Consider the following 24383-nt stretch of genomic DNA (forward strand, 5'->3'; position numbering starts at 1 on the left):
GCACGACGCGAAGCCTGCGGCGTCGTTACTCAGTGCCAGTGAACAGGCCGATCGTTAAGGCAACCGGTGTCAGTTGGATCGTGCGAGTCGCCGCCCCATGAGGATGATCATCGCCCACAGGACCATGGCTTCGTGGTGCTCGGATAGGCGCTCGTGGTCGCGCACGCAGCGGCGGCGCTGGGAGATCCACGACAGTGTCCGTTCCAGCCCCCATCTGCGGGGCAGGGTGGACAGCCAATACTTGACCGGCTCCGGCTCGCCCGGTGGCCATTCGGCCAAAAGCCAGCACTCCGGCAGCTCTTCACCGGCATGGGCACGGCGGATCATCCGGCCCGCGGGCCGCACCCGCAGCGCGGCGAACCGGGAGCGCAGCGGTCCCTTGGACCCGGGCCGCCAGGTCACCGTGTGCAGCGCGCGCCGCCCGGCGGCAGTAACGATCTGCCGGGCCGAGCGCGGCTTGTCTCGATAACGCGGCACCGGCCGCCGCCCGGTCCCCCGATACGGCGCGACGGTCCGGCAGGCCCCGGCACCCAGCAGCGCGGTATCGGAACGCACCCCCACCACGTACGGGATGCCACGCCCGGTCAGGCCCAGGCGAAAGGCCCCGGCTTGGCCGTAGCCCTCATCGGCGACCACCAACGGCGGATCCAGCCCCCAACTCTCCAGCTCGTCGATCATGTCCAGAGCCAGCTGCCACTTGGGCACATGACCGACGTCGGCGGGGATTCGGCAGCGCCGCCGGCGCGCCGTCACCGCGGCCGGATCCTCTGCCCGCGGCGAGGCCGCATCCCACTGCTCAGGCACGAACAGCCGCCAGTTCACCGGACAGGAGGCGACGTCGGTGACCAGATGCACGCTCGGCGCGACCTGGCAGTTCGCGGTCTTGCCCAGGGCTTGTTCGTGAATAACTGTCAGAGTTGATCTGCGGGACCGGGTCGACGGTGAGACGCTGGAGCATGACCGCCTCTTCGAAGGAAGATGTACCCGCAGCCGAGCTGCGGGCCAAGTTCGAGCAGATCCTGCCGCACCTTGACGAGCGGTGCCGTCGCCTCTACCTGGCCAGCGAGGCCGCCGTGCTCGGCCATGGCGGGATTGCCCTGGTGGCCGCAGCCTCCGGCATCAGTACCGCCACCATCGCGCGTGGCATCATCGAGCTGGAGACGCACCCCGCGCCGACCCGCCGCATCCGGGCCTCGGGCGCCGGGCGCAAACCGCTGACAGTCACCGACCCCGGCCTGCTACCGGCCCTTGAGTCACTGATCGAGCCGCACACTCGCGGCGACCCCGTCTCCCCACTGCGCTGGACCACGCTGTCGCTGCGCAGCCTGGCCCATGCCCTTTCCGCGCAGAAGCATCCGATCGGTGCCACAACCGTCGGCCACCTGCTGCACGGCCTGGGCTACAGCCTGCAGGGCACGGCCAAGACCACCGAAGGCACCCGGCATCCGGATCGCGACGCCCAGTTTGCCCATCTCAACGCCACCGCCGCCGCCTTCCTCGACGACGACCAGCCGGTGATCAGCATCGACACCAAAGCCAAAGAGTGGCTCGGCAACCGCGACCGGCCTGGACGTACCTGGCAACCGGGAAAGAACCCGATCAAGGTGGACAGCCACACCCTCGTCACCAGCGACCAGCCAGTGGCCATCCCCTACGGAATCTACGACCTCGCCACCAACAGCGGCTGGGTCAACGTCGGAACCGATCACGACACCGCCGAGTTCGCGGTGGAGTCCGTCCGCCGCTGGTGGCGACGCCGCGGTTGTCTCGACCACCCGCACGCCACCCGGCTGTTGATCACCGCGGACGCCGGTGGCTCCAACAACCCCCGCTACTGGACATGGAAGAAGCAACTACACGACTTCGCCCGCGAGAGCGGCCTTGAGATCACGGTCTGCCACTTTCCTCCCGGCACTTCGAAGTGGAACAAGATCGAGCACCGGATGTTCTGCCACATCACCGCCAACTGGCGTGGCCGCCCGCTGACCAGCTACCAGGTCGTCATCGAGACGATCGCCGCGACGACAACAGAGGCCGGACTGAGAGTCAGCGCCGAACTGGACACCGGCAACTACCCACTGGGCACCGCCATCACGCCCGCCGAGTTCCATGCCCTGCCGATCACACCCGATGCATTCCACGGCGACTGGAACTACACCCTGGCCCCCACCCCTCCCAGACTTTCCGAAGAAGCCGAGACCAACCAACCGATCGATCCGGACGTGACCTGGATGCTCACCGATCCGGCCCTGACCGGCATGCCGCGCTCGGACTTCGCCCGCCTGGTGCAGATCTCGGAGCCCTACTGGGACGCGCTGGCAGAGGCGGCCTTTCAACGCCGTTTCCACCGCCCGCGCCGCTACCTCCATCCGCAGACCAGCAGCCTAGATCACTTCCACCGGCTCCTGACCGCTTTACTCCGTCGCCGCAAGGCCGCGACCAGCACCCTCCTAGCCCGCCTGCTGGGCGTCACCCGCACCAACCTGTCCAACCAGTTCCAAGATGGCCACCGGATCCTCGACCTGCACAAAATCTCCGTCACGCCGATCCCCGGATCGCCCGCACGTACGCTCGAGCAACTGCAAGATCGTATTACGTCCGCCGATGACTGCCCCGCAGATCAACTCTGACAGTTATTCACGAACAAGCCCCCAGCGCCCCGCAGTACTGCGCGGCCACCCCCGGCGACTCATCGCCGTCCTTGACAAAGGACACATCATCGACCACCCATGCCACCGGGTTGATCGCCGCATCCATCCGCCAGGCCAGCTCGGCCAGCACCAGTTGATGCGACCAGGGGGCATCGGTGCAGAACTGCTGCAGCCCTTGGCGGTCCACGCCCAGCCGGGCCGCCATCGGCTCCATCGATTTACGCGCTCCATCGGTCAGCAGGCCGCGCACATACCGCTCGCCCCACCGCCGCTGATCAGCACGGGCGAAACCGGAGAACATCTCAGCGGCAAACGTCTCCAGCCGCGCCCGCACGGCCTCGAGTTCTTGAGGGGTCATCTTCCCTCACCCCCAAACAGGTGACATACCGTCCCCTACCCGAGGTAACCAAGCCCTACTAGTGACACGCCGAATCAGCGCGCGTCGACGCATTTCCGCAGTTCACCCCAAGGATGCATGCACTATGCCGCACACACGTCTGCGGAACGCAGGTTGCCCGGTTCGTCGTTGACCACGCCACCGCGTTCCGCCGGTGACGCCGCCGCCGGCGGAGAGGAGTCCCTAGGCGCGCAGGCGCAGTCCCCTCGGAGTCGGGTGGAACCCGGCCTCCTCCAGGGCGGCGCCCAGGGGGGAGTCGTTGATGGCGGCGCCGTCCGCCCGCTCCACGGTCAGCTTGCCGAGGGCGCCGTCGCGGACGGCCAGGGCCAGCGCGTCCACGGCGGGCCTGAGGCGGTCGCCGTCGGTGAAGGACAGCAGGGTCTTGCCGCCGCGCTCGACGTAGAGCACCAGGTGCCCGTCCACGAGCACCACCAGGGAGCCCGCCTTCCGGCCCGGCTTGTGGGACACCTCACCGGGGTGGGCGGGCCAGGACAGGGCCGCGCCGTACGGGTTGGCCGGGTCGGCCGCCGCCAGCACCACCGCCCGCCGGCCGTTTCCGTCCGGTTTCCGGGTGCTCCACGGGTCGGGTGCGCCGTCACCCGATGGCGCGGCGGTGGCGCGCATCCGGTCGACGGCTCCGGGGAGGGCGAACTGGGCGCCGCCCAGCCCCTCGACGAAGTAGCCCCGGCGGCACCGGCCACTCTCCTCGAAGGCGCGGAGCACCTGGTAGATCGCGGCGAACCCGCCGGGCAGCCGCTCTGCGGTCACCGCGCCCCGCGTCACCACGCCGTGCCGCTCCAGCAGCACCTCGGCCTGGGCGTGCGCCCGCTGGGTCGGATCGCCGGCCGCCTGCGGCAGCAGCCACCAGCGACCGCCCACGGTCGGCGGCCCGCTCCGGGTGGGCAGCACCGGCCGCCGCCTGCGCGTCGCGGCCGGACGATGAGCGGGACGGCCGGTGCCGAGCGTGGCCCGCAGCGGTGCGAGGGTGTCACCGGTGATCCGCCCGGCCCACACCAGGTCCCATACGGCGGCGGCCAGCGCCGCGTCGTCCGGGATCACGCCGGTCATGAGGGTGCCGACCCGGCTCGCCAACTCCCGGAAGAACAGCGCCCCGCCGCCGCCGAGCACCTCCACGACCGCCCCGTGCAGCGGTGTCATGGTGATCTCCAGCGGTTCGGGCATCAGCAGGGGGGCGGTGTCGGCGAAGTACAGAGCCACCCAGCCATCCCCGCCTGGGAGAGATCCCTGTCCCGCCCAGACGACCTCCCCGGAGGACGTCAGCTCGTCCAGCAGCGACGGATCGTATCCGGGCACCCGCGAGGGCAGGATCAACGTCTCCAGCGCGGAGGCGGGCACCGCCGCGCCTTGGAGCTGCTCGACCGCGCCGACCAGCGCGTCGATGGGCGGCCTGCCCCGCTGCGGACTGCCGGTGATGCCATGCCAGGCGGGGGCGAAGGCGGCCAGGGTCTCGGGGGAGACCGGCTCCACCTCTTTGCGGAGCCGGGCCAGGGACCTGCGGCGCAGCATCCGCAACACCCCGGCGTCGCACCACTCCTCTCCCCGGCCGCCCGGCCTGAACTCCCCGTTCACTACCCGGCCGGAGGCGGCCAGGCGGCGCAGCGTGTCGGTGACTACCGCGGGGCCGATGCCGAACCTGGCGGCGGCCGTGTCGGCCGGGAAGGGAGCGCGGGTGCGGGCGTGCCGGGCGACCAGGTCGCCCAGCGGGTCGTCCACCGGCTCCAGGAAGGCGTGCGGCACCCCCACCGGCAGCGGCACGCCGAGCGCGTCGCGCAGCCGGGTGGCGTCCTCGATCGCCGCCCACTGCTCCTGTCCGGCCACCCGTACCCGGATCGCTCTCCGTGCGCTCTCCAGATCGGCGAGCCAGGCCGGGTCACCCTCGCGCAGGCTCACATCGGCCGCGAGGAGGGGGCCGTGCGAACGGAGCAGGTCGGCCAGGTCCTCGGCGTCGCGGAGCGACCGGTCCAGCCGGGCCAGCTCGCGCTCGGTGTCGGCGATCACATCGGGGTCGAGCAGCTCGCGCAGGTCCGCCTGGCCCAGCAGTTCGGCCAGCAGGCTCGTGTCGAGTGCGAGCGCCTGGGCGCGGCGCTCGGCCAGCGGGGCGTCCCCCTCGTACATGAATGCGCCGACGTAGTTGAACAGCAGCGACGCCGCGAACGGCGACGCCTGGGAGGTCTCGACCTCGACCAGCCGCACCCGCCGCGCCGAGATATCCCGCATGAGCTGGACCAGCCCCGGGACGTCGAACACGTCCTGCAGGCATTCGCGCATCGTCTCCAGTACCACCGGGAACGAACCGTAGCGGCCGGCCACGTTCAGCAGGTGCGAGGCCCGCTGCCGCTGCTGCCAGAGCGGAGTGCGCCTGCCGGGAGTGTGGCGCGGGAGCAGCAGGGACCGCCCCGCGCACTCCCGGAACCGCGCCGCGAACAGCGCCGACCCGCCGAGCTCCTCGGTGACGATCTGCTCGATCTCCTCGGCGTCGAAGGTCGCCACGTCCGACGGGGGGCCGGACAGGGTGTCGGGGATGCGCAGCACGATCCCGTCGTCGGAATGGACGGCCTGGACGTCGACGCCGTAGCGCTCCCGCAGCCGCCGCCCGATGGCCAGGGCCCACGGCGCGTGCACCCGCGCTCCGTACGGTGAATGCACCACGACCCGCCAGTCGCCCAGCTCGTCGTGGAACCGCTCGACCACCAGTGTCCGGTCATCCGGCACATATCCGGTGGCCTCTCGCTGCTCGGCCAGGTAGGACAGCAGGTTGGCCGCGGCGAACTCGTCGAGCCCGGCCGCCCTGATCCGCTCCAGCGCGCCTCTGCGCGCCGGATCCTCCCGCTCGGTGGGACCCGGATCCACGCAGCCGGGCACCGGACCTCCCCGCTCCGCGGAGCCGGTTTTCAGGCCGCTCCGCGCGGAGGCGCCCGGCCGGGAATCGTCGCGGTGGTCTCCCTTTCCACCGGGGCCCGGCTTGACGCCGGAGTCGGCGCCCGCGCCCGCGCCGGACATCTCGCGGAGGAACGCGCCGATCGCCCTGCCCAGCTCCGCCGGGCGCCCTGCGCTGTCGCCGTGCCAGAACGGGAGCTTGCCCGGCTGTCCGGGCGCGGGGGAGACCAGCACCCGGTCGGCCGTGATGTCCTCGATCCGCCAGGAGGTCGCGCCCAGCACGAACACGTCACCGACCCGGGACTCGTAGACCATCTCCTCGTCCAGCTCACCGACCCGGGAGGACTTCTCCCCGACCAGGAAGACGCCGAACAGCCCCCGGTCGGGGATCGTGCCGCCGTTGGTCACGGCCAGCCGCTGGGCCCCGGGCCGTCCCCGCAGGGTGCCGGTGACCCGGTCCCACACGATGCGCGGGCGCAGCTCGGCGAACTCCTCGCTCGGGTAGCGCCCCGCGAGCATGTCGAGCGTCGCCTCCAGCACGCTGCGGGGAAGCGTCCGGTAGGGAGCCGCACGCCGCAGGAGGGTCTCCAGCTCGTCGACCGTCCACTCGTCGAGGGCGGTCATGGCCACGATCTGCTGGGCGAGCACGTCCAGGGGGTTGCGCGGATAGCGGAGCTCCTCGATCTCCCCGCTTCTCATCCGTTCGGCCACCACGGTCGTCTGGACCAGGTCACCCCGGTATTTGGGGAAGATCACGCCCCGTGAGACGGCCCCCACCTGGTGCCCGGCCCGGCCGATCCGCTGCAGGCCACTGGCCACGCTCGGCGGCGACTCCACGCAGGCGACCAGGTCCACCGCGCCCATGTCGATGCCGAGCTCCAGGCTGGAGGTCGCGACCACCGCCGGCAGCCGCCCCGACTTGAGCGCCTCCTCGATCTGGGAGCGCTCCTCCTTCGACACCGATCCGTGGTGCGCCCGCACGATCTCCGGGACCGCTCCCTTGGCGGCACCGGCCTGCGCCATCATCGCCGCCGGGGTGGACAGGGACGCCGGCGGCGCGGGGAAGCCCTCGGCCCAGTGCACCGGCTCCGACGGCTCCGCCCCGCCGGTCCTGCGCTCCCATGCCAGCTCGTTGAGACGGGTGCACAGCCGCTCGGCCAGCCGCCGGGAGTTGGCGAAGACGATCGTCGAGCTGTGGTCTCCGATCAGGTCGAACAGCCGCCCCTCCACATGCGGCCAGATGGAGCGCCGGGCCGGAGGCTCGACCAGCCACTCGTCGTCGTCGGGCCGGGGCGGGCGCGGGGCGCCGTCGAGCTCGGTCATGTCCTCGATCGGAACGACCACCTCGATCTCGATCTCCTTCTCGGAGGGCGGCTGGACCACCGTCGCGGGGCGGGAGCCGCCGAGGAAGGCGGCCACCTCGCTCACCGGCCGGACCGTCGCCGACAGGCCGATGCGTTGCGCGGGCTCGGGGAGCAGGGCGTCGAGCCGCTCCAGGCTGAGGGCCAGGTGCGCGCCGCGCTTGGTGGCGGCCACGGCGTGCACCTCGTCGACGATGACCGTCTCCACGCCCCGCAGCGCCTCACGGGCCTGGCTGGTCAGCAGCAGGAACAGCGACTCCGGGGTGGTGATGAGGATGTCCGCCGGCCTGGCCGCGAAGCGGCGCCGCTCCTGCGGCGAGGTGTCGCCCGAGCGGATCGCCACCGAGATCTCCGGCACCGCGAGCCCGAGCCGCCGCGCGGTCTGCCGCATTCCGGCCAGTGGCGCCCGGAGGTTGCGCTCGACGTCCACCGCGAGGGCTTTGAGCGGCGACACGTAGAGCACCCGGCACCGCCCCGCGGGGACGTCGTCCTCACGCGAGCGCCCCCGTCCGCCCGCGGTGTTCTCGGCGGGCCCGCCTGTCGCGGCCGCGCGCTCGGCGGCCAGCCGGTCGAGCGACCACAGGAACGCGGCCAGCGTCTTGCCGGAGCCGGTGGGCGCGACCACGAGAGTGTTGTCCCCCCGGGCGATCGACGCCCACGCCCCCTCCTGGGCGGCGGTGGGCGAGGCGAAGGCTCCGGTGAACCAGCCCCTGGTCACAGGGCTGAAGTGGTCGAGCGCTGATCCGGTCACGGCTCCATAGTGCATTGCCCCACCGACAGAATCCGCCCATGGGACGGAGGCCTACGGTTGGGAGAAAAGCACCATCAAGGTGTCCGAGCCGCCTATTAACTGTTTTGTCCGTATGCGCCTCGGGTGCGCAGCTATGACGAGCGCCTGGTCCTCTCCTCCATGAGAGCGGTTCTCGTTTGATCCGGGAGCCTGAGCTGCCGGTGGTGCTGGTCCGGCGCACCGGCACCTTCATGGAGATCGTGGAGGAGGTCCTCGCCACCATGGCGTGACGGCTGGGGAAGGTTCACCGGGTCCCATCACGGAGATAGAGACCAGACGAACATCCGACGCATTGAGCGGTGAGCCAGCGATGAGCATCGACCACCCGGCCGTGGAGACGGCACGTGAGCGGATCAGAACGGAGCATCTGCGGCAGCGCCGCCCGCCGAGCAGCGCGAGGGGCCTGCACCACTTCGCGCTGGTCTCCTCCGACGTGGAGACGACGATCGCCTTCTACCAGGATCTCCTGGAGTTCCCCCTCACGGAGATCTTCGAGAACCGCGACTACCGGGGATCGAACCACTTCTTCTTCGACGTCGGAAACGGCAACCTGCTGGCCTTCTTCGACTTCCCGGGCCTGGATCTCGGCCCCTACAAGGAAGTTCTCGGCGGGCTCCACCACATCGCCATCTCCGTGGACCCGTCGACCTGGGAGCGGTTACGGGGCAAGCTGGAGGCCGCGGGCGTGTCGCACCAGATCGAGAGCGGCGCGTCGATCTACTTCAGGGACCCCGACGGAGCCCGCCTGGAATTGCTCGCCGACCCGCTCGGCGAGATGTACGGCTCCCACATGCTCTGACCAGGGCCGGCGCTGACCGGGCGGGCGCGGAGGCGACCTGGCGCGCCGACTCCAGCCAACGGGCCAGGCGCGCGCCTTCGGTGACCGATCCTGCCCACTTCTCTTGGTGAAGTGCTACCTGCCACACTCACAGATCACGCGATGGCCGTCCTCATTTCATGGTGCCACGCTATCTAGCTGGGGAAACTCATACGCCACGTCCGTGGATGTAGCCGATTATCCATCGGATGGCGCCATCTTCGGTAGCATGCTGATTCAGCATGTCATGTAATTATCGGGGGTATGGTGGGGCCAGGTTACCGTCGGAAGCCTTTGACCGGCATCCCGGCACAATAGGATCCGCTCAGGGCCGTCTTTGGCTGACCGCATGTTATGCAGTTGGGAAAGGCCTGCGGATTCCAGGCTGAACACCTGCCCGCCCGGCGGCGCCGGCTCGCGAGGGCCCGGGATCAGCCAGGCGATCGTCCCCCGCCCGGCCGTGCGCGCCCGCCTCCCGCGAGGCCCGGTCCGGCCGTCTCCCATCTCCGATCCAGGACACCGATGTCGTTTTCCTCCCCCCTGTTCCTGTGGTTCTTCATGCCGGCCACGCTGCTGGTCTACTGGTTGCTCCCGTCGCGCTGGCGGAACGCCCTCGTCGCCGTGGTCAGCCTGGTCTTCTACACCTGGGGTGCGGGGCCGTACACCGTGCTGCTGCTCTCGGCGATCGTCGTCAACTACGTCGCCGGTCTCGTGATCGACTCCGTACGGCTGCTGGAACGACCCCGGGCCCGCAGGGGTGTGCTGATCGCGGCGGTTGGGTGGGACCTGGCGATCCTGGCCATATGGAAGTACGGCGGATTCGCCAGCCGGCAGATCGACGCCGTGTCGAGCGCGCTGGGGCTGGGCCACAGTCCGATCGTGAATCTGGCCCTGCCGATCGGAATATCGTTCTTCACCTTCCACCACCTCTCCTACGTAGTGGATGTCTACCGGCACAGCAGGCCCGCGCAGAAGAGCCTGGTTCAGTTCATCACCTACATCGCGATGTTCCCTCAGCTCGTCGCCGGACCGATCGTCCGCTACCACGAGATCTCCGAACAGCTCGCCGACACCGGCCGTGACAGGTATGACGACTTCGTCGCCGGGTTCCCCCGCTTCGCCCTGGGCCTGGCCAAGAAAGTGATCGTCGCTGACACGATCGCTCCGGTCGCGGACGCCGCGTTCGCCCACGCCGGTGGTCAGATCAACACTCCGACCGCCTGGTTGGCGGCGCTGGCCTACACCATCCAGATCTACTTTGACTTCTCCGGCTACTCCGACATGGCCGTCGGCCTGGGCATGATGCTCGGGTTCCGGCTTCCGGAGAACTTCAACCGGCCGTATTCGGCATGCTCCGTAACGGACTTCTGGCGACGCTGGCACATGTCCCTGTCCCGTTGGTTTCGCGACTACGTCTACATCCCGCTCGGCGGAAACCGCGGCGGCACCTTGAGCACCTACCGCAACCTGCTGATCATCTTCGTGCTCTGCGGCTTCTGGCACGGTGCCAACTGGACCTTCCTCGTCTGGGGCCTGTATCACGGCGGCCTTCTGGTCGTCGAACGGCTACTGGGCTGGGATCGCCCGCCCCGCACCATCTTGGCCACGGTGCTGCGTCGCGCCGTGACCTTCCTGCTGGTCGTGATGGGCTGGGTGTTCTTCCGCGCGGAGACCATGACCGAGGCGACGGGCGTGCTCCAGGCGATGTTCACCTGGCGGCCGGGGGAGCTGGACGAGTTCGCCGCGTTCGCGCTCAACCACCAGCGGACGCTCACTTTGGCGCTGGCACTGACCGTGGTGTTGCTCCCGGCCTCGCGCGCGCTCGGCCCGCTGATCCAGTCGGGTCAGGGCCGTGCGGTGACGGCGGTGCGGACCGTGATGACCTGGGTAGCCGCCCCTTATGCCGCAGTGCTGGTCGCCGCGGGCACCTTCAGCCCCTTCCTGTACTACCAGTTCTGAGTGAGGCCGCCGTTGACCGCTGTCGAGACCGAACCGACGACTCCCCGGATCCAGGTCCGCCGTCCGCGGCGGCTGCCGATGCTGCTGGCGGCGGGGCTGTTCTTCTTCGGGCCTGCGCTGGCCTTCGCCGTGGGCGACCGGGCCGTCGAGATCGAGAACCGGAAGCTGCCGGACTTGCCCGCTTTGTCGGACGGCTGGGAATTCATCCCCAAGGCCGAGGCGTGGGCCGTGGCCCACCTGCCGTTGCGGCAGTACGCCGTGCGTGGCAACGTCTCCATATCCGAAGGGATATTCGGCCAGTCACCGTCGTACAACACGGGAAAGAAACCTACATATCCCCGTGTGATCGAGGGTCGCGATGGCTGGCTCTACTTCGGAGACGACGTGATCGAGGCGTGCCGACCACGCTGGAGCATCACCGAGACTCTGAACCGGACGCGCAGGCTGGCCGAGATCGTACGGAAGTCCGGCAGGCGCTTTGTGTTCACTGTGGCGCCGGACAAGACCACGGTGTATCCCGGCAGATTGCCGGCGCGCTTCCTCGGTCAGGCGTGCTTGAGAAAGCGCAAGCAGGAATTCTGGGCCGCGCTGAAGGCGGCACGCCTGCCGGGGTACATGGATCTCCGCGGGCCTCTGGAGCGGTTGCAACAGGAGTCCGGCGCTTCCGCGTACTGGCGGACCGATAGCCACTGGAACGAGCGTTCCGGCGGGCTGTACGGCACGGAACTGGCTCGGGCGCTCGACCCCGGCCTCTCACAGGGCACCCGGCTGGTCAAGACCGGGCAGATGGTCCGGGAGGGCGACATAGGCACGATGCTCGGCACACCGCGCAAGGAGACCATCGACCAGTGGACACTGGTTCGAGACGGCGTGAAGCGGGTCCGGCAGGACGACGGGCAGATGCCCCTGTCGTTCGTCACCGCCAACATGTCGACCCGAGCCCCGCTGTTCAAGCCCAGAACCTTGCTCATCGGTGACTCGTTCACCCGTAACTCACTGTCGTGGGTGACGCCGTACTTCGCGAACCTGACCTATATGCGCAGTGACGCGTCCGCCAAAGCGGGACCGGACTACGTCGCGGAGAAGATCGCCCGAAGCGAAACGGTGGTGTTCGAGATGGTGGAGCGCTATTTCGTCGGTGGGCACGGAGAGATGCTGGACGACGCGACCCTCGCCGCGATCGACAGAGCGCTGCGATAAGTCTCCACTGGAGTCTGCGTCACAAAAAGAAGGCCACCGGCCCGGCGGCCATCGCCCGCCCGGGACGTCCCGGGCGCGAGTCCGCCGGTCATGAGCACGACGGGGAGGGGCCACACTTGGAGGATGCGCCTGTCGGAGTTCTGGAGCCGGATGAGACTGCACTTCGGTGACCCGTACGCGGAGTCGTGGGCCCGCGACTACGTCATCGCCGATCTCGGCGGCCGGACGGTGAACCAGGCGCTGGCCGACGGCATCGCTGCCAAGGAAGTCTGGCGGGCCGTGTGCGGGGTGTCCGACGTCCCCGCCCGGCTGCGCTGACGGGCCGTCGGCGCCGGGCCGGTCCGACCGGCGTGTCCGGTCTAGGGCGTGCCGGTGAGCAGCTTCCCGACCAGATCGGCCACGCGCCCGGGGTCCTCGGTGTTCTCCTGGCCGTCCGGGGACCACAGGAAGAGCCAGCCGTCCCCCGCCGGGCTGGCGAAGACGATCGTCTGTCTCCCACTGTCCGGATGCCACACCCAGAGCACGGGGGCTCCGGCTCCGAGCATGCGGCCCACCAGCCCCCGGCCGGGCAGCTCGGCGGCCAGGGACTCAAGGTGGGCCAGGCGTTGCCGGGCGAACGCGGTGGTCACGTCGGGCACCTCGGGATCGTTTGCCTTCAGCATCACCGCAGGTCAGTCCGGTGACAACATGTCTGGGGGAACGCCCGGAAATGTCGCTTCCAGGATGGGGTCCGCCGTCTTCTGTGGCCTGCGCCGCCCCTGGAACACGTGATGCCGTTGAGCCACGATCGAACAGTCGTTCGGCTATATTGGACACGCCGCCACCCGTGGCGTGCTGTTCAGAAAATGTCGGTGGCACCCCGTAGCTTTCTGGCAACCGATTCAACCCGCGACCCTTCAGGGGGCTCCCATGGCGGCTAACGACCGCGAGAAGGCGCTTGAGACCGCGCTGGCCCAGATCGAGCGTCAGTTCGGTAAGGGCTCTGTCATGCGCCTCGGTGACGAGACCCGCGCGCCCATCGAAGTGATCCCGACCAGCTCCATCGCCCTCGACGTGGCCTTGGGCATCGGCGGCTTCCCTCGTGGCCGCATCGTCGAGGTCTATGGTCCCGAGTCCTCGGGTAAGACCACCGTCGCCCTGCACGCGGTGGCCAACGCCCAGAAGGCCGGCGGCATCGCGGCGTTCATCGACGCCGAGCATGCCCTCGACCCGGAATACGCCAAGAAGCTGGGCGTCGACACCGACGCGCTGCTCGTCTCCCAGCCCGACACCGGCGAGCAGGCGCTGGAGATCGCCGACATGCTGATCCGGTCGGGCGCCGTCGACCTGCTGGTCATCGACTCGGTCGCGGCCCTGGTGCCCAAGGCCGAGATCGAGGGCGAGATGGGCGACAGCCACGTCGGCCTCCAGGCCCGCCTGATGTCGCAGGCGCTGCGCAAGGTCGCCGGCGCGCTCAACAACACCGGCACCACCGCGATCTTCATCAACCAGCTCCGCGAGAAGATCGGCGTCATGTTCGGTTCGCCCGAGACCACGACGGGTGGAAAGGCGCTGAAGTTCTACGCCTCGGTCCGCCTCGACATCCGCCGCATCGAGACGCTGAAGGACGGCACCGAGGCGGTCGGCAACCGCACCCGGGTGAAGGTCGTCAAGAACAAGATGGCCCCGCCCTTCCGCGTGGCCGACTTCGACATCCTCTACGGCGTCGGCATCTCCCGTGAGGGCGGCCTGATCGACATGGGTGTCGAGCACGGCTTCGTCCGCAAGTCCGGCGCCTGGTACACCTACGAGGGCGACCAGCTCGGGCAGGGCAAGGAGAACGCCCGTAACTTCCTGAAGAGCCACCCCGACATGGCCAACGAGATCGAGAAGAAGATCAAGGAGAAGCTCGGCATCGGCCCGCGCCTCGACACCCCGGCCACCCCGCCGCCTGCGGCTCCGGCCTCCGTCCCGGTGGCCGCCGCATCCGGTCGCGGTTCCAAGGCGGCCACTCCCAAGCCGGGTGACGTCTGAGCCGGTTGACCGATGACGACGGGATCTGACTCCGGTCCGGCTGACGCGGCCGGACCAAGGGACTGGGGGGCCTGGCCGGATCTCCCGGAGGCCGATTCCTCCGGGATGGGCAGGCGAGGAGGTAGCCGGTCGCGGCGTTCGCGCCAGGATCAGCCTGATGCGTGGGAAGACTCCGTCGCGGGCGGTGGCAGCGGTTCCGCCCCGTCTGACGACTCCGGATACGGGTCGGGAGGCCGCTCTGGCGCGGAATCCCGAGGCCGGGGCGGGCGTGGGTCCCGGCGCGGGGGTAAGCGGTCCCGGAGCTCCGCTCCGGGGAGCCTGCCCGACGGGCCGGTCGATGGTTCTCCGGCGAGTCAGGGGCCAACAACGGATCCGCGGGCCGTCGCGCGGGCGATCTGTCTGCGGCTGCTGACCATGGCGCCGCGCACCCGTGCCCAGCTCGCCGAGGCGCTGCGCAAGCGTGAGGTGCCCGACGAGGCGGCCGAGGCCGTGCTGGAGCGGTTCTCCGAGGTCGGGCTCATCGACGACGAGGCGTTCGCCGCGGCATGGGTGAGCTCGCGCCACTCCGGGCGAGGTCTTGCCCGCAGGGCGCTCGCCTCGGAGCTGCGTCATCGCGGGGTGGCTGAGGACACCGTCAAGGAGGCGGTGGAGCAGCTCGACCCCGAGCAGGAGGTGGAGACGGCCCGCAGGCTCGTGGCGCGCAAGCTCTCGTCGACCCGCGGTCTGGAGTCGGCGGTCAGGACGCGGAGGCTGGCCGGCATGCTCGCCCGCAAGGGATACGGTCCCGGCCTTGCCTTCCGCGTGGTCCGTGAGGCACTTGAGAGCGAAGAGGCGGAAAATTCCGCATTTTCGGCAGAGCCGGATTACCCGTACGACGAGTAAGAAATACGCCGGGATGGTGCGTGTGGCCCGTCCGGGCGAGTGCTGTCCCGTGCCGGCAGGCCCGGATGGGATCAAGAGATCGGCGATTCACCGTGCTCTGCCGGAGATGGTGAGTGAAGAAACCCCAACCTTCATGTTTAGCCGATCCCCAAGGCTTCTTTGCTTGCCCGTTACTTCTTTGACGCCTAATCTCGACGGCAGTGAGGAGTTACTCCGCGCAGTGCGGATTGTCATAACGGTGAATTACGGACGAGCAAGCTAGACGGATGCGGGTAGACGCCGTGGCGGCGCGATCAGCCGGCGCGGTGGCGGGCCTGAGTTCATATCTGTCCTGGTGACGCCAGCACTTGGACATTCCGTGCCGTGCGTGTGACCCCTCGCGTGCCTGATATCTGCGACGCGAGGAAGGCGGAGCGCGCATGGATCCGGTTGTGATCGTCATATTGGCGGGAGCGGTTGCGGTTCTTGCCGTGGTGATGACAGCCGCGCTGATCGTGTTGCTGCGTCGCACCGGTGGAGTGAGCGGGAGGATGAGCGGTCCCTCTCCTGAGCAGGAGGCCGAGATCCAGGCCGCGCTGGAGGAGGCCAGACACGAGGCCGCCGAGATCCGCGTCAAGGCCCAGCGCGACGCGGAGGAGATCCTGCGCAGGGCCGAAGCCGCCGTCGAGGCGGCCGCCGGGCTGCGCAAGGAGGCCGAGGCCGAAAACCGGGTGCTGAAGTACGAGCTCAAGGAGTTCCGGTCCGACCTGGAACGCAGGGAGAACCGGCTGGCCGAGCGCGAACAGCGCCTCGATGAGGAGGCCGGGCGCCAGGCCGACCGGGCACGCAAACTCGCCGAGACGGAGGTCCAGCTCGCAGACCGGCGGGAGGACCTCGAACGGGTCGCCGAGGAACGCAAGGCCATCCTGGAGCGGGTGGCCGGTCTCACCGGCGAGCAGGCCAGGGCGGAGCTGGTCCGGGAGATCGAGAACCAGGCCAAGCGTGAGGCCGCACTGATCGTCAGGGAGATCGAGACCGACGCCCGCAAGGAAGGCGAGAAGCGGGCCACCAAGATTGTCACGCTGGCCGTGCAGCGCGTGGCCACCGAGCAGACCGCCGAGTCCGTCGTCAGCGTCCTTCATCTGCCCGGCGACGAGATGAAGGGGCGCATCATCGGCCGCGAGGGCCGTAACATCCGTGCATTCGAGTCGACCACCGGGGTAAACCTGATCATCGACGACACACCGGAGGCGGTGCTGCTGTCGTGCTTCGACCCGGTCCGCCGTGAGACCGCCCGGCTGACGCTGGAGAAGCTCGTCCTCGACGGCCGCATCCACCCCCAGCGGATCGAGGAGGCGCACGAGCGCAGCAAGACCGAGGTCCAGGAGCTCTGTGTGCGAGCCGGTGAGGACGCGCTGATGGAGCTCGGCATCACCGAGATGCACCCCGAGCTGATCACTCTGCTCGGCCAGCTCCGCTATCGCACCTCCTACGGTCAGAACGTGCTCGGCCACCTCGTGGAGTCCGCCCACATCGCGGGGATCATGGCGGCCGAGTTGCGACTCGACTCGATGCTGCTCAAGCGCTGCACGGTCCTGCACGACATCGGCAAGGCACTCACGCATGAGGTCGAGGGCAGCCACGCGCTCATCGGCGCCGAGATCGCCAGGCGGTACGGCGAGCACGAGGACGTCGTCCACGCGATCGAGGCCCACCACAACGAGGTCGAGGTCAAGACCGTCGAGGCCGTCCTGACCCAGGCCGCCGACGCCATCAGCGGCGGACGCCCAGGCGCCCGGCGCGAGTCGCTGGAAGCCTACGTCAAGCGGCTGGAGCGTCTGGAGGAGATCGCCACCTCCTACGACGGCGTCGACAAGGTCTTCGCCATGCAGGCGGGCAGGGAGATCCGGGTCATGGTGAAGCCCGACTCGGTCGACGACATCCAGGCCCAGGTGATCGCCCGCGATGTCGCCAAGCAGGTCGAGGAGGAGCTCGCCTACCCCGGTCAGATCCGTATCACGGTCGTCCGCGAGTCCAGGGCCACCGAGTTCGCGCGCTGATTCAGCGCCGGAAGATCTGCTGGTAGAAGGCGAGTTCGGTGGCCAGCGCCGCGCTGCGGGTCTCGGCGCGGCGGAAACCGTGAGCCTCGCCTTCGAAGGTGAGGTAGGTGCACGGGACGCCGCGTTCGGCCAGGGCGTCGGCGAAGGCCTGCGACTGGGCGGCGGGGACCACCGGGTCGGACAGGCCCTGCAGGAGCAGCATGGGGCAGTCCACCCCGGCGACCTGCCCGAGAGGCTCGCGTGAGCGATAGAGGACGGGGTCGGCGGGACCCACCAGCCACTCGATGTAGCGAGACTCGAAGTCGTGGGTCGTCGCGACGAACGAGGCCAGCGCGCTCACGCCGTAGTAGGAGACCCCGCCGGCGAACGCGCCGGACGCGCAGCAGGCCGCCATCACCGTCCAGCCACCCGCGCTTCCTCCCCGGATCGCGATCCGTTCCGGGTCTGCCAGGCCCGTCGCGGCCAGCCACTCGGCCGCGGCGACCGAGTCCTCCACGTCGACCACGCCCCACTGGCCGTGGAGCCGGTCACGGTAGGCGCGGCCGTAGCCGGTGGAGCCGCCGTAGTTGAGGTCGAGCACGCCGATGCCCCGGCTGGTGAAGAACACCTTCTCCAGGTCGAGCGCGCCCGTGCTGTGTCCCGTGGGGCCACCGTGGACGAACACGACGTATGGCGGGGCGCCGTCGCCCCGGGCCTTCGGGTTCGAAGGCGGGTAGAGGAACGCGTGCACTCGGCGGCCGGACCGGCCCCCGACCTCGACGGCCCGCGTGCGCGGCAGGTAGGCGGCGTCGGGCAGCGCGTCGACGTCGCGGCGGAGCGCCCGCGCCTGCCCGGTCACGGTGTCCACCCGGACGACCGACCGGGGCACCGCCGTGCCGTACGCGATCCCGGCCAGCACGTGCCCGTCCGAGGCGAGCACCGCGTCCCAGCCGTCGTAGGGCACCTCCAGGTCGGCCAGCACACCGCCGGCCGGGTCGAGGATGCCCAGCCGTAGGTCTCCCCGCCCGTGCAGGACCGCGATCCGCCCGTCGGCCAGCACCTGGTACGGCGAGGCGCCGAGCTGCCACAGCGGCCCGGCGAACTCCTCCTCCACGGGGTGGAGCGCCCGGAGTGACGTGCCGTGTATCCCGACCTGATAGAGGTTCCACCAGCCCGACCAGTCGGAGATCAGATAAAGGTGCTGGTTGTCACGCCACTGCGGGGCGAGCACCGATTCGGAGGGACCTCCCCTGACCGTCCAGGAGGAGCCGTCGGCCAGCCGGGTGACCCGCAGCTCGGTGCCGTTCCACGGCATGCGGGGGTGGTTCCAGCAGATGTGGGCCAGATGCTCACCGTCGGGGGAGATGGCGAGGCAGGCGTAGAAGTCGCTCCCGCTGACCCGCTCGCGCGGCGCCTCGCCGCCGTCCAGCGGGACGGACACGATCGAGCGACTGATCCCGCCGTCGTCGTGGTGCCGCTCCTGGACGGACCAGACCTGTCCGTCGTGGACGATCATGTCCGCGTAGCGGAGCCAGGCCTGCCGCTCGGGCTGCGGGGTGATCGGCCGGGGCTTCCCGCCGGGAGGCAGCAGGTAGAGGCGCTGGTCGGTGAGATTGGCGAACACCACGCCTCCGCCGGGGACCACCGCGTAGGAGCGCCCGCCGTACTCGTGGACCCGGGTCCTGGCGCTCCACGGCGCGGTCAGCAGCTCCCGGTGCGCGCCGTCGGCGCCTCGGTGCATGATCGTGGTCCGGCCGCCCTCCGCGGGACGGTCCTCGGTCCACCACACCTCCTCGCCGAGCACGGTGGGAAATCCCAGGCGCAGCCCGGACCGGGCCACCCCGGTGCTGGAGATCGGCGAAGGCCAGGTGGCGTACGGCAGGACGACCTGCTCGGGGGACATGGCGCAATCCTGCCCGATAACCCGCCGCCTGTCGTCGGTATGGCGCGCATCCGGCGTGACATGCGATGACCCGGGGTTTCCCGGAAGCCGGAGGGCGGCCACCGCGACCGGTGACCGCCCTCGGACGGAACCTGGGCAATCCACCCCTGACGGGTGGATCACCATCGGACAGAACCCGGACGGGCCCACCGTGACCGGCGGCCCGTCCCGGCGCGGAGCCGCGTCAGTCCACCGCGGACACACCGCCTGTGGCGCCGGGGACCGCGACCGCTCCGGGCGGGACGATCGGCCGGGCCGAGGTTTTACGGCTGCGGCGGCTGCGCTTCTCCAGCCGGGTGGCCACGGCGCTGAGTGTCATGTTGAGGCCGACATAGATGATCCCGATGACGATCGCGGCCGGAATGAGCGACCCGAAGTTGACAGCGGGAATGATCTTGAAGCCCATGTTCAGCAGGTCGACGTAGGCGATGATGTAGCCGAGTGCCGTGTCCTTGAGCAGCACGACGAGCTGGCTCACGATCGCGGGCATCATCGCGGTGACGGCCTGCGGGAGCAGGACCAGCCGCATCACGCCGCCCTTGCGGAGACCGATCGCGTAAGCGGCCTCGGACTGTCCCCTGGGCACCGAGCGGATTCCGGCCCGGACGATCTCCGCCAGCACCGCCCCGTTGTAGAGGGTCAGGCCGGCCACGAGCGCGAACAAAGCGTAGTCGCCGCCACCCAGCACGCTGGGGGCGAGGTAGAAGATGAAGAAGATCAGTAGCAGGAGCGGGATCGCGCGGAAGACCTCGACGACCGCGCCCGCGGGAATCCGGACCCACCTGTGGTCGGAGAGCCTGGCCAGGCCGAAGACCGCGCCGAAGACGAGCGCGAAGACCGCGGCGAGTCCCGCGGCCTTGAGGGTGCCGCCCAGCCCGGGAAGGATGTAGTCCACCCAGGTGGTGGATTCGAGGAACGGCTTCCAGATCTTGCCGTCCCACTGCCCCTTCGCGTCGAACCTGGCGTAGACGAAGTAGGCGATCGCCGCCAGCCCGACCGCTGAGAGCAGGGTCAGAGTGTTGTTGCGCAGCCGCGCGCGCGGTCCTGGCGCGTCGAACAGGACGCTGGCCTGGGAGCTCATCGGGCCACCGCCAGCCGGTTGGCCAGCCAGCCGGTGAAGAAGCCGATCGGCAGGGTTATCACCATGAACGCGACGATGACTCCCAGGAAGATGGGGATCGACGCCCCGGTCTGGTCGAAGGTGTCCTTCATGACGAACGCCGAGTCCGCCAGGTAGCCGCCGGCCATCGCGACGGTGGTGTTCTTGATCATGGCGATCATGACGCTGCCCAGCGGGGCCACGACCACGCGGAAGGCCTGCGGGAGGATGATCATTCGTAGGGACTGGAAGAAGGTGAGCCCGATCGCGCGGGCCGCCTCTGCCTGCCCCAGCGGCACCGTGTTGATGCCCGAGCGCAACGCCTCGCAGACGAAGCTCGCCGTGTAGACCGACAATCCCAGCGCCACCAGCCAGAAGGCGTTGCTGCTCGGCTCTTTGGAGAAGCTCAGCCCGAGGGTGTCGCTGAGACCTAGTGCGGAGAAGGCCAGCACCAGGGTGAGCGGCGTGTTCCGCACGATGTTGACGTAGGTTGCTCCGGCGGCACGCAGGACCGGCGTCGGCGAGACCCGCATGGACACCAGGATCGTGCCGAGAACCAGCGACAGGACCGCGCAGACCAGAGAGAGCTGCACATTGTGCAGGAAACCGCCCAGCAGGGCTGGCGCGTATTTGATCAGTTCATCCATCGTGCTCCACCAGGGGACGGCAAGCGGCCGGTGCCCGGAAGGCCGGGCCACCGGCCGCTACGTGAGAGATCGGACTAGGCGCAGGGCTCGAACGTGGGAGCTTCCGTGGGCAGCTTCAGGCCCTGGGTCTTGCCGAACCACTTGTCCAGCAGCTGCTTGGCGGTGCCGTCCTGGTACATCTTGGTGATCGCCGCGTTGACGGCCTCGCAGGTCTTGGTGTCGCCCTTCTTCAGGCCGATGCCGTACTTCTCGTCGGTGAAGGGGTCGCCGAGGACCTTGAAGTTTCCACCGGACGCGGCCGCCTGGGTGGCGAAACCGGCAAGGATGAGGTCGTCGGTGGTGACGGCGTCGAGGTTGCTGCCGCCGAGCTTGGCGACGCACTCCGAGTAGTTGGCGGCACCGACGAGCTGGGCGTCGAGGTCGAGCTTGCCGTCCGGCGGCGGGTCGGTGATCCGCTTGTAGGAGTTGGAGCCGGCGGCCTGGCAGATCCGCTTGCCCTTCAGATCGGTGGCCTTGGTGATGCTGGCGTCGTCGGCGCGGACCATCGTGTCCTGGTGGGCCACGATGTACGGGCCGCCGAACGTCACCTTCTTCTTGCGCTCGTCGGTGATGGAGTAACTCGCGAAGATGATGTCCACGGTGCCGTTGGCGAGGAAGGGCTCACGGTTGGAGGAGGCGGACTCCTTCCACTGGATGTCGACGTCTCCGCCGCCTGCCAACTGCTTCACGATGTATTTGGCCACGTCGACGTCGAAGCCCTCCGGCTCGGAACCCTTCTTCAGGCCGAGTCCCGGCTGGTCCCACTTGGTGCCGACGACAACCTTCTTGCTGTCCTTCACCTTCTCGGCGACCGACGAGTAAGTCTTGTCACCGCCACAGGCCGCGAGGCCCATTGTGAGCGCACCCACGGCTGCCAGCGCCACACCGACACGTAGTACTCGCATGTTCCGTTACCTCTTCTTTTCGTCTTCTCTGGGGGAGCGGCTGGCCAAGAGAACTTCAGTGAGTAAGGATCTTGGAAAGGAAATCCTTCGCCCGGTCGGTCCGTGGGGCGGTGAAGAACTCCTCGGGGGTGTTCTCCTCGACGATCTGGCCCTCTGCCATGAACACCACCCGGTTCGCCGCGCGGCGGGCGAATCCCATCTCGTGGGTGACGACCATCATCGTCATGCCCTCCTGGGCGAGGCCGATCATGACGTCGAGCACCTCCTGGACCATCTCCGGGTCCAGAGCCGAGGTCGGCTCGTCGAACAGGATCATCTTGGGGTCCATGGCCAGGGCCCGGGCGATGGCCACGCGCTGCTGCTGACCCCCGGAGAGCTGGGCCGGGTACTTCGACGCCTGGGCACCGATCCCGACCCGTTCCAGCAGCTCCATGCCCCGCCGCTCGGCCTCGGCCCTGGCGGTGCCACGGACCTTGATCGGCCCGAGTGTGACGTTCTCCAGGATCGTCTTGTGCGCGAACAGGTTGAAGGACTGGAACACCATGCCGACCTCGGACCTGAGCCTGGCCAGGGTCTTGCCCTCGACCGCGAGCGGCTGCCCGTCAAAGGTGATTGTTCCGCTGTCTATCGTCTCCAACCGGTTGATCGTCCGGCACAGGGTCGACTTGCCGCCGCCCGAGGGGCCGATGACGACGAGGACCTCGCCACGAGAGATCGTCAGATTGATGTCGCGTAGGACATGCAGGTTACCGAAGTGCTTGTTGACATCCGCAAGCACGACCAGAGGAGTTGTGTCCCCGTTCTCCGTCATGGTGGACAAGGTAATTCCGTAGAGGGCACCTCAGGCTAACCCTGCGGTACCGATCAGATCACGACCTGCCCGTTTCAGGTAAAATTTTGTCCAGCTTCTGTCAAATCGCTGCGAGAGCGGCGGGATCATGTGTCATTTCGCGTGGTTCAGTGAGTTCTGTCACCCTTCCTGCCGCAATCTCGAGACGATCTCGGTCGCCGGCCGTACCCGGAGGCCGTGCGGAGCGCCTACCCTTGTCTGTTGAGATGACTGTCACCGTGGAGAGCGCCCGCACGTACGAGGTTCGTACCTACGGGTGTCAGATGAACGTGCACGACTCCGAGCGCCTGTCGGGCCTTCTCGAAGACGCGGGCTACGTCCCGGCGCCCGAGGGGCAGACGGCCGACGTGGTCGTGTTCAACACCTGCGCCGTCCGGGAGAACGCCGACAACAAGCTCTACGGCAATCTCGGGCACCTGCGCCCCTCGAAGGTGAGCAACCCGGAGATGCAGATCGCCGTGGGTGGCTGCCTGGCGCAGAAGGACCAGGGGGAGATCGTCCGCAGGGCGCCCTGGGTGGACGTGGTGTTCGGCACCCACAACATCGGCTCGCTGCCGGTGCTGCTGGAGCGGGCGCGTGTCCAGCAGGAGGCCCAGGTCGAGATCAAGGAATCCCTGGAGACCTTCCCGAGCACGCTGCCGACCAAGCGCGAGTCCGCCTACGCCGCGTGGGTGTCGGTCTCCGTCGGGTGCAACAACACCTGCACGTTCTGCATCGTGCCGGCGCTGCGCGGCAAGGAGAAGGACCGCCGTCCCGGCGACATCCTCAACGAGGTGCGGACCCTGGTCGACCAGGGCGTGCTGGAGGTCACCCTTCTCGGGCAGAACGTCAACACCTACGGTGTGGAGTTCGGTGACCGGCTGGCCTTCGGCAAGCTGCTGCGGGCCTGCGGCGACATCGACGGGCTGGAGCGGGTCCGCTTCACCAGCCCGCACCCGGCCGCGTTCACCGACGACGTCATCGCGGCCATGGCCGAGACGCCCAACGTGATGCACCAGCTCCACATGCCGCTGCAGTCGGGTTCCGACCGCGTCCTCAAGGCGATGCGCCGCTCCTATCGGGCCGAGCGCTACCTGGGCATCATCGAGCGGGTCCGTGCCGCCATGCCCGACGCCGCCATCTCCACCGACATCATCGTGGGCTTCCCCGGCGAGACCGAGGAGGACTTCCAGGGCACCCTTGACGTGGTGCGCGAGTCGCGGTTCGCCAACGCCTTCACGTTCCAGTACTCCATCCGCCCCGGCACCCCCGCGGCCACCATGGACGACCAGATCCCCAAGGAGGTCGTGCAGGAGCGCTACGAGCGGCTCGTCGCCCTGCAGACCGAGATCTCCTGGGCGGAGAACGGCATGCAGGTCGGCCGGACGCTCGAGGTGCTGGTCGCCGAGGGGGAGGGCCGTAAGGACGAGGCGACCCGCCGTCTGTCCGGCCGCGCTCCCGACAACCGCCTGGTCCACTTCACGCCGGGTGCCGAGGTCCCGCGCCCGGGTGACGTGGTGAGCGTCGAGGTCACCTACGCGGCGCCGCACCATCTGGTCGCCGACGGCCCCGCGCTGAAGCTCCGCCGTACCCGCGCGGGCGACGCCTGGGAGGCCCGGCAGGGCGGGCCGGCGGGTGCCGGTCCCGGGGTCATGCTCGGCATGCCCTCGATCGGCCGCCCCGCTCCGCTCCCCGAGGCCTCCGGCTGTTCCGCCCCCTCCTGAGATCCGGCGTCGCGGGCTGATGTCCCGGGCGGCTCCGCGCCGCCGGCGGGCTGATGTCTCGGGCGGCTCCGCGCCGCCGGCGGGTTGGGCCGCGCCGCGAGCGGTCACGGGGTGATTTTTTGTGTGAGACCGGTTTGACCCGGTCCGCCGCTCTGCCGGACGGGGGACGCCGGGAGTCCGTCCACCGCAAACCCCGGTGGGAGCGGCGATCC

The 24383-nt window shown here is 69.1% G+C and carries 16 protein-coding genes and 2 pseudogenes; 9 read left to right on the forward strand and 9 right to left on the reverse strand.

Features of this window, described 5'->3' with window-relative positions; translation table 11 throughout:
- Positions 1–69: 69 nt before the first annotated feature.
- Positions 70–855 carry an IS701 family transposase gene (locus tag FHR32_RS24300; RefSeq protein WP_221466185.1) on the reverse strand — a complete coding sequence of 262 codons (786 nt, stop codon included), beginning with the start codon at positions 853–855 and terminating at the stop codon, positions 70–72.
- A 101-nt stretch (positions 856–956) separates the two neighbouring features.
- Here FHR32_RS24300 and FHR32_RS24305 point away from each other — a divergent pair.
- Positions 957–2608, forward strand: a pseudogene (locus FHR32_RS24305) (ISAzo13 family transposase).
- Between the two features lie 41 nt (positions 2609–2649).
- Here the strand turns inward: FHR32_RS24305 and FHR32_RS24310 are convergent.
- Positions 2650–3009, reverse strand: a pseudogene (locus FHR32_RS24310) (transposase); the annotation flags it as partial.
- A 222-nt stretch (positions 3010–3231) separates the two neighbouring features.
- Positions 3232–8073, reverse strand: a complete 4842-nt coding sequence (locus tag FHR32_RS24315) for an ATP-dependent helicase (RefSeq protein ID WP_184756826.1) — start codon at positions 8071–8073, stop codon at positions 3232–3234.
- Between the two features lie 334 nt (positions 8074–8407).
- On the opposite strand from FHR32_RS24315, the gene FHR32_RS24320 reads away from it, so the two are divergent.
- The 4 genes from FHR32_RS24320 (at position 8408) to FHR32_RS24335 (ending at position 12391) form a co-directional block, all read left to right on the forward strand.
- Positions 8408–8896, forward strand: a complete 489-nt coding sequence (locus FHR32_RS24320; protein WP_184756827.1) for a VOC family protein — start codon at positions 8408–8410, stop codon at positions 8894–8896.
- A gap of 540 nt (positions 8897–9436) precedes the next feature.
- Positions 9437–10873 (forward strand): MBOAT family O-acyltransferase, encoded by a 1437-nt coding sequence (locus FHR32_RS24325; protein WP_184756828.1) that lies wholly within the window; start codon positions 9437–9439, stop codon positions 10871–10873.
- A gap of 78 nt (positions 10874–10951) precedes the next feature.
- Positions 10952–12073, forward strand: coding sequence for an alginate O-acetyltransferase AlgX-related protein (locus tag FHR32_RS24330; RefSeq protein ID WP_184756829.1), 1122 nt, complete (start codon positions 10952–10954; stop codon positions 12071–12073).
- Positions 12074–12196: 123 nt separating this feature from the next.
- Positions 12197–12391 (forward strand): DUF3046 domain-containing protein, encoded by a 195-nt coding sequence (locus FHR32_RS24335; protein ID WP_184756830.1) that lies wholly within the window; start codon positions 12197–12199, stop codon positions 12389–12391.
- Positions 12392–12432: 41 nt separating this feature from the next.
- Here FHR32_RS24335 and FHR32_RS24340 read toward each other — a convergent pair whose 3' ends face one another.
- Complete coding sequence (locus FHR32_RS24340) at positions 12433–12735, reverse strand: hypothetical protein (RefSeq protein ID WP_184756831.1); 303 nt, start codon at positions 12733–12735, stop codon at positions 12433–12435.
- 247 nt (positions 12736–12982) lie between these two features.
- Here FHR32_RS24340 and recA point away from each other — a divergent pair, with 247 nt between their 5' ends.
- The 3 genes from recA to rny all read left to right on the forward strand — a co-directional run bounded on the left by recA (position 12983) and on the right by rny (position 17007).
- Complete coding sequence (recA, locus tag FHR32_RS24345) at positions 12983–14086, forward strand: recombinase RecA (RefSeq protein WP_184756832.1); 1104 nt, start codon at positions 12983–12985, stop codon at positions 14084–14086.
- Between the two features lie 105 nt (positions 14087–14191).
- Positions 14192–14968, forward strand: coding sequence for a recombination regulator RecX (gene recX / locus FHR32_RS24350; protein WP_184757802.1), 777 nt, complete (start codon positions 14192–14194; stop codon positions 14966–14968).
- 419 nt (positions 14969–15387) lie between these two features.
- Positions 15388–17007: a ribonuclease Y gene (rny, locus tag FHR32_RS24355; protein ID WP_184756833.1), complete on the forward strand. Its 1620-nt coding sequence runs from the start codon at positions 15388–15390 to the stop codon at positions 17005–17007.
- Between the two features lies 1 nt (position 17008).
- Here rny and FHR32_RS24360 read toward each other — a convergent pair whose 3' ends face one another.
- The 5 genes from FHR32_RS24360 to FHR32_RS24380 all read right to left on the reverse strand — a co-directional run bounded on the left by FHR32_RS24360 (position 17009) and on the right by FHR32_RS24380 (position 22429).
- A complete protein-coding gene (locus tag FHR32_RS24360) occupies positions 17009–18889 on the reverse strand; it encodes a S9 family peptidase (RefSeq protein WP_184756834.1) in 1881 nt (626 codons plus the stop codon).
- A gap of 223 nt (positions 18890–19112) precedes the next feature.
- Positions 19113–20009 (reverse strand): amino acid ABC transporter permease, encoded by an 897-nt coding sequence (locus FHR32_RS24365; RefSeq protein ID WP_184756835.1) that lies wholly within the window; start codon positions 20007–20009, stop codon positions 19113–19115.
- A complete protein-coding gene (locus FHR32_RS24370) occupies positions 20006–20674 on the reverse strand; it encodes an amino acid ABC transporter permease (RefSeq protein ID WP_184756836.1) in 669 nt (222 codons plus the stop codon). Before FHR32_RS24370 ends, FHR32_RS24365 begins: the two co-directional genes overlap by 4 nt.
- A 74-nt stretch (positions 20675–20748) precedes the next feature.
- Positions 20749–21618, reverse strand: coding sequence for a glutamate ABC transporter substrate-binding protein (locus tag FHR32_RS24375; RefSeq protein ID WP_184756837.1), 870 nt, complete (start codon positions 21616–21618; stop codon positions 20749–20751).
- Positions 21619–21673: 55 nt separating this feature from the next.
- On the reverse strand, positions 21674–22429 hold the full coding sequence (locus FHR32_RS24380) for an amino acid ABC transporter ATP-binding protein (RefSeq protein ID WP_184756838.1): 756 nt from the start codon (positions 22427–22429) through the stop codon (positions 21674–21676).
- A gap of 245 nt (positions 22430–22674) precedes the next feature.
- Between FHR32_RS24380 and miaB the strand changes: the two genes are divergently transcribed.
- A complete protein-coding gene (gene miaB, locus FHR32_RS24385) occupies positions 22675–24171 on the forward strand; it encodes a tRNA (N6-isopentenyl adenosine(37)-C2)-methylthiotransferase MiaB (protein WP_184756839.1) in 1497 nt (498 codons plus the stop codon).
- Positions 24172–24383: the final 212 nt, after the last annotated feature.

Origin of the sequence: Streptosporangium album, assembly GCF_014203795.1 — a bacterium.
Classification (GTDB): domain Bacteria; phylum Actinomycetota; class Actinomycetes; order Streptosporangiales; family Streptosporangiaceae; genus Streptosporangium; species Streptosporangium album.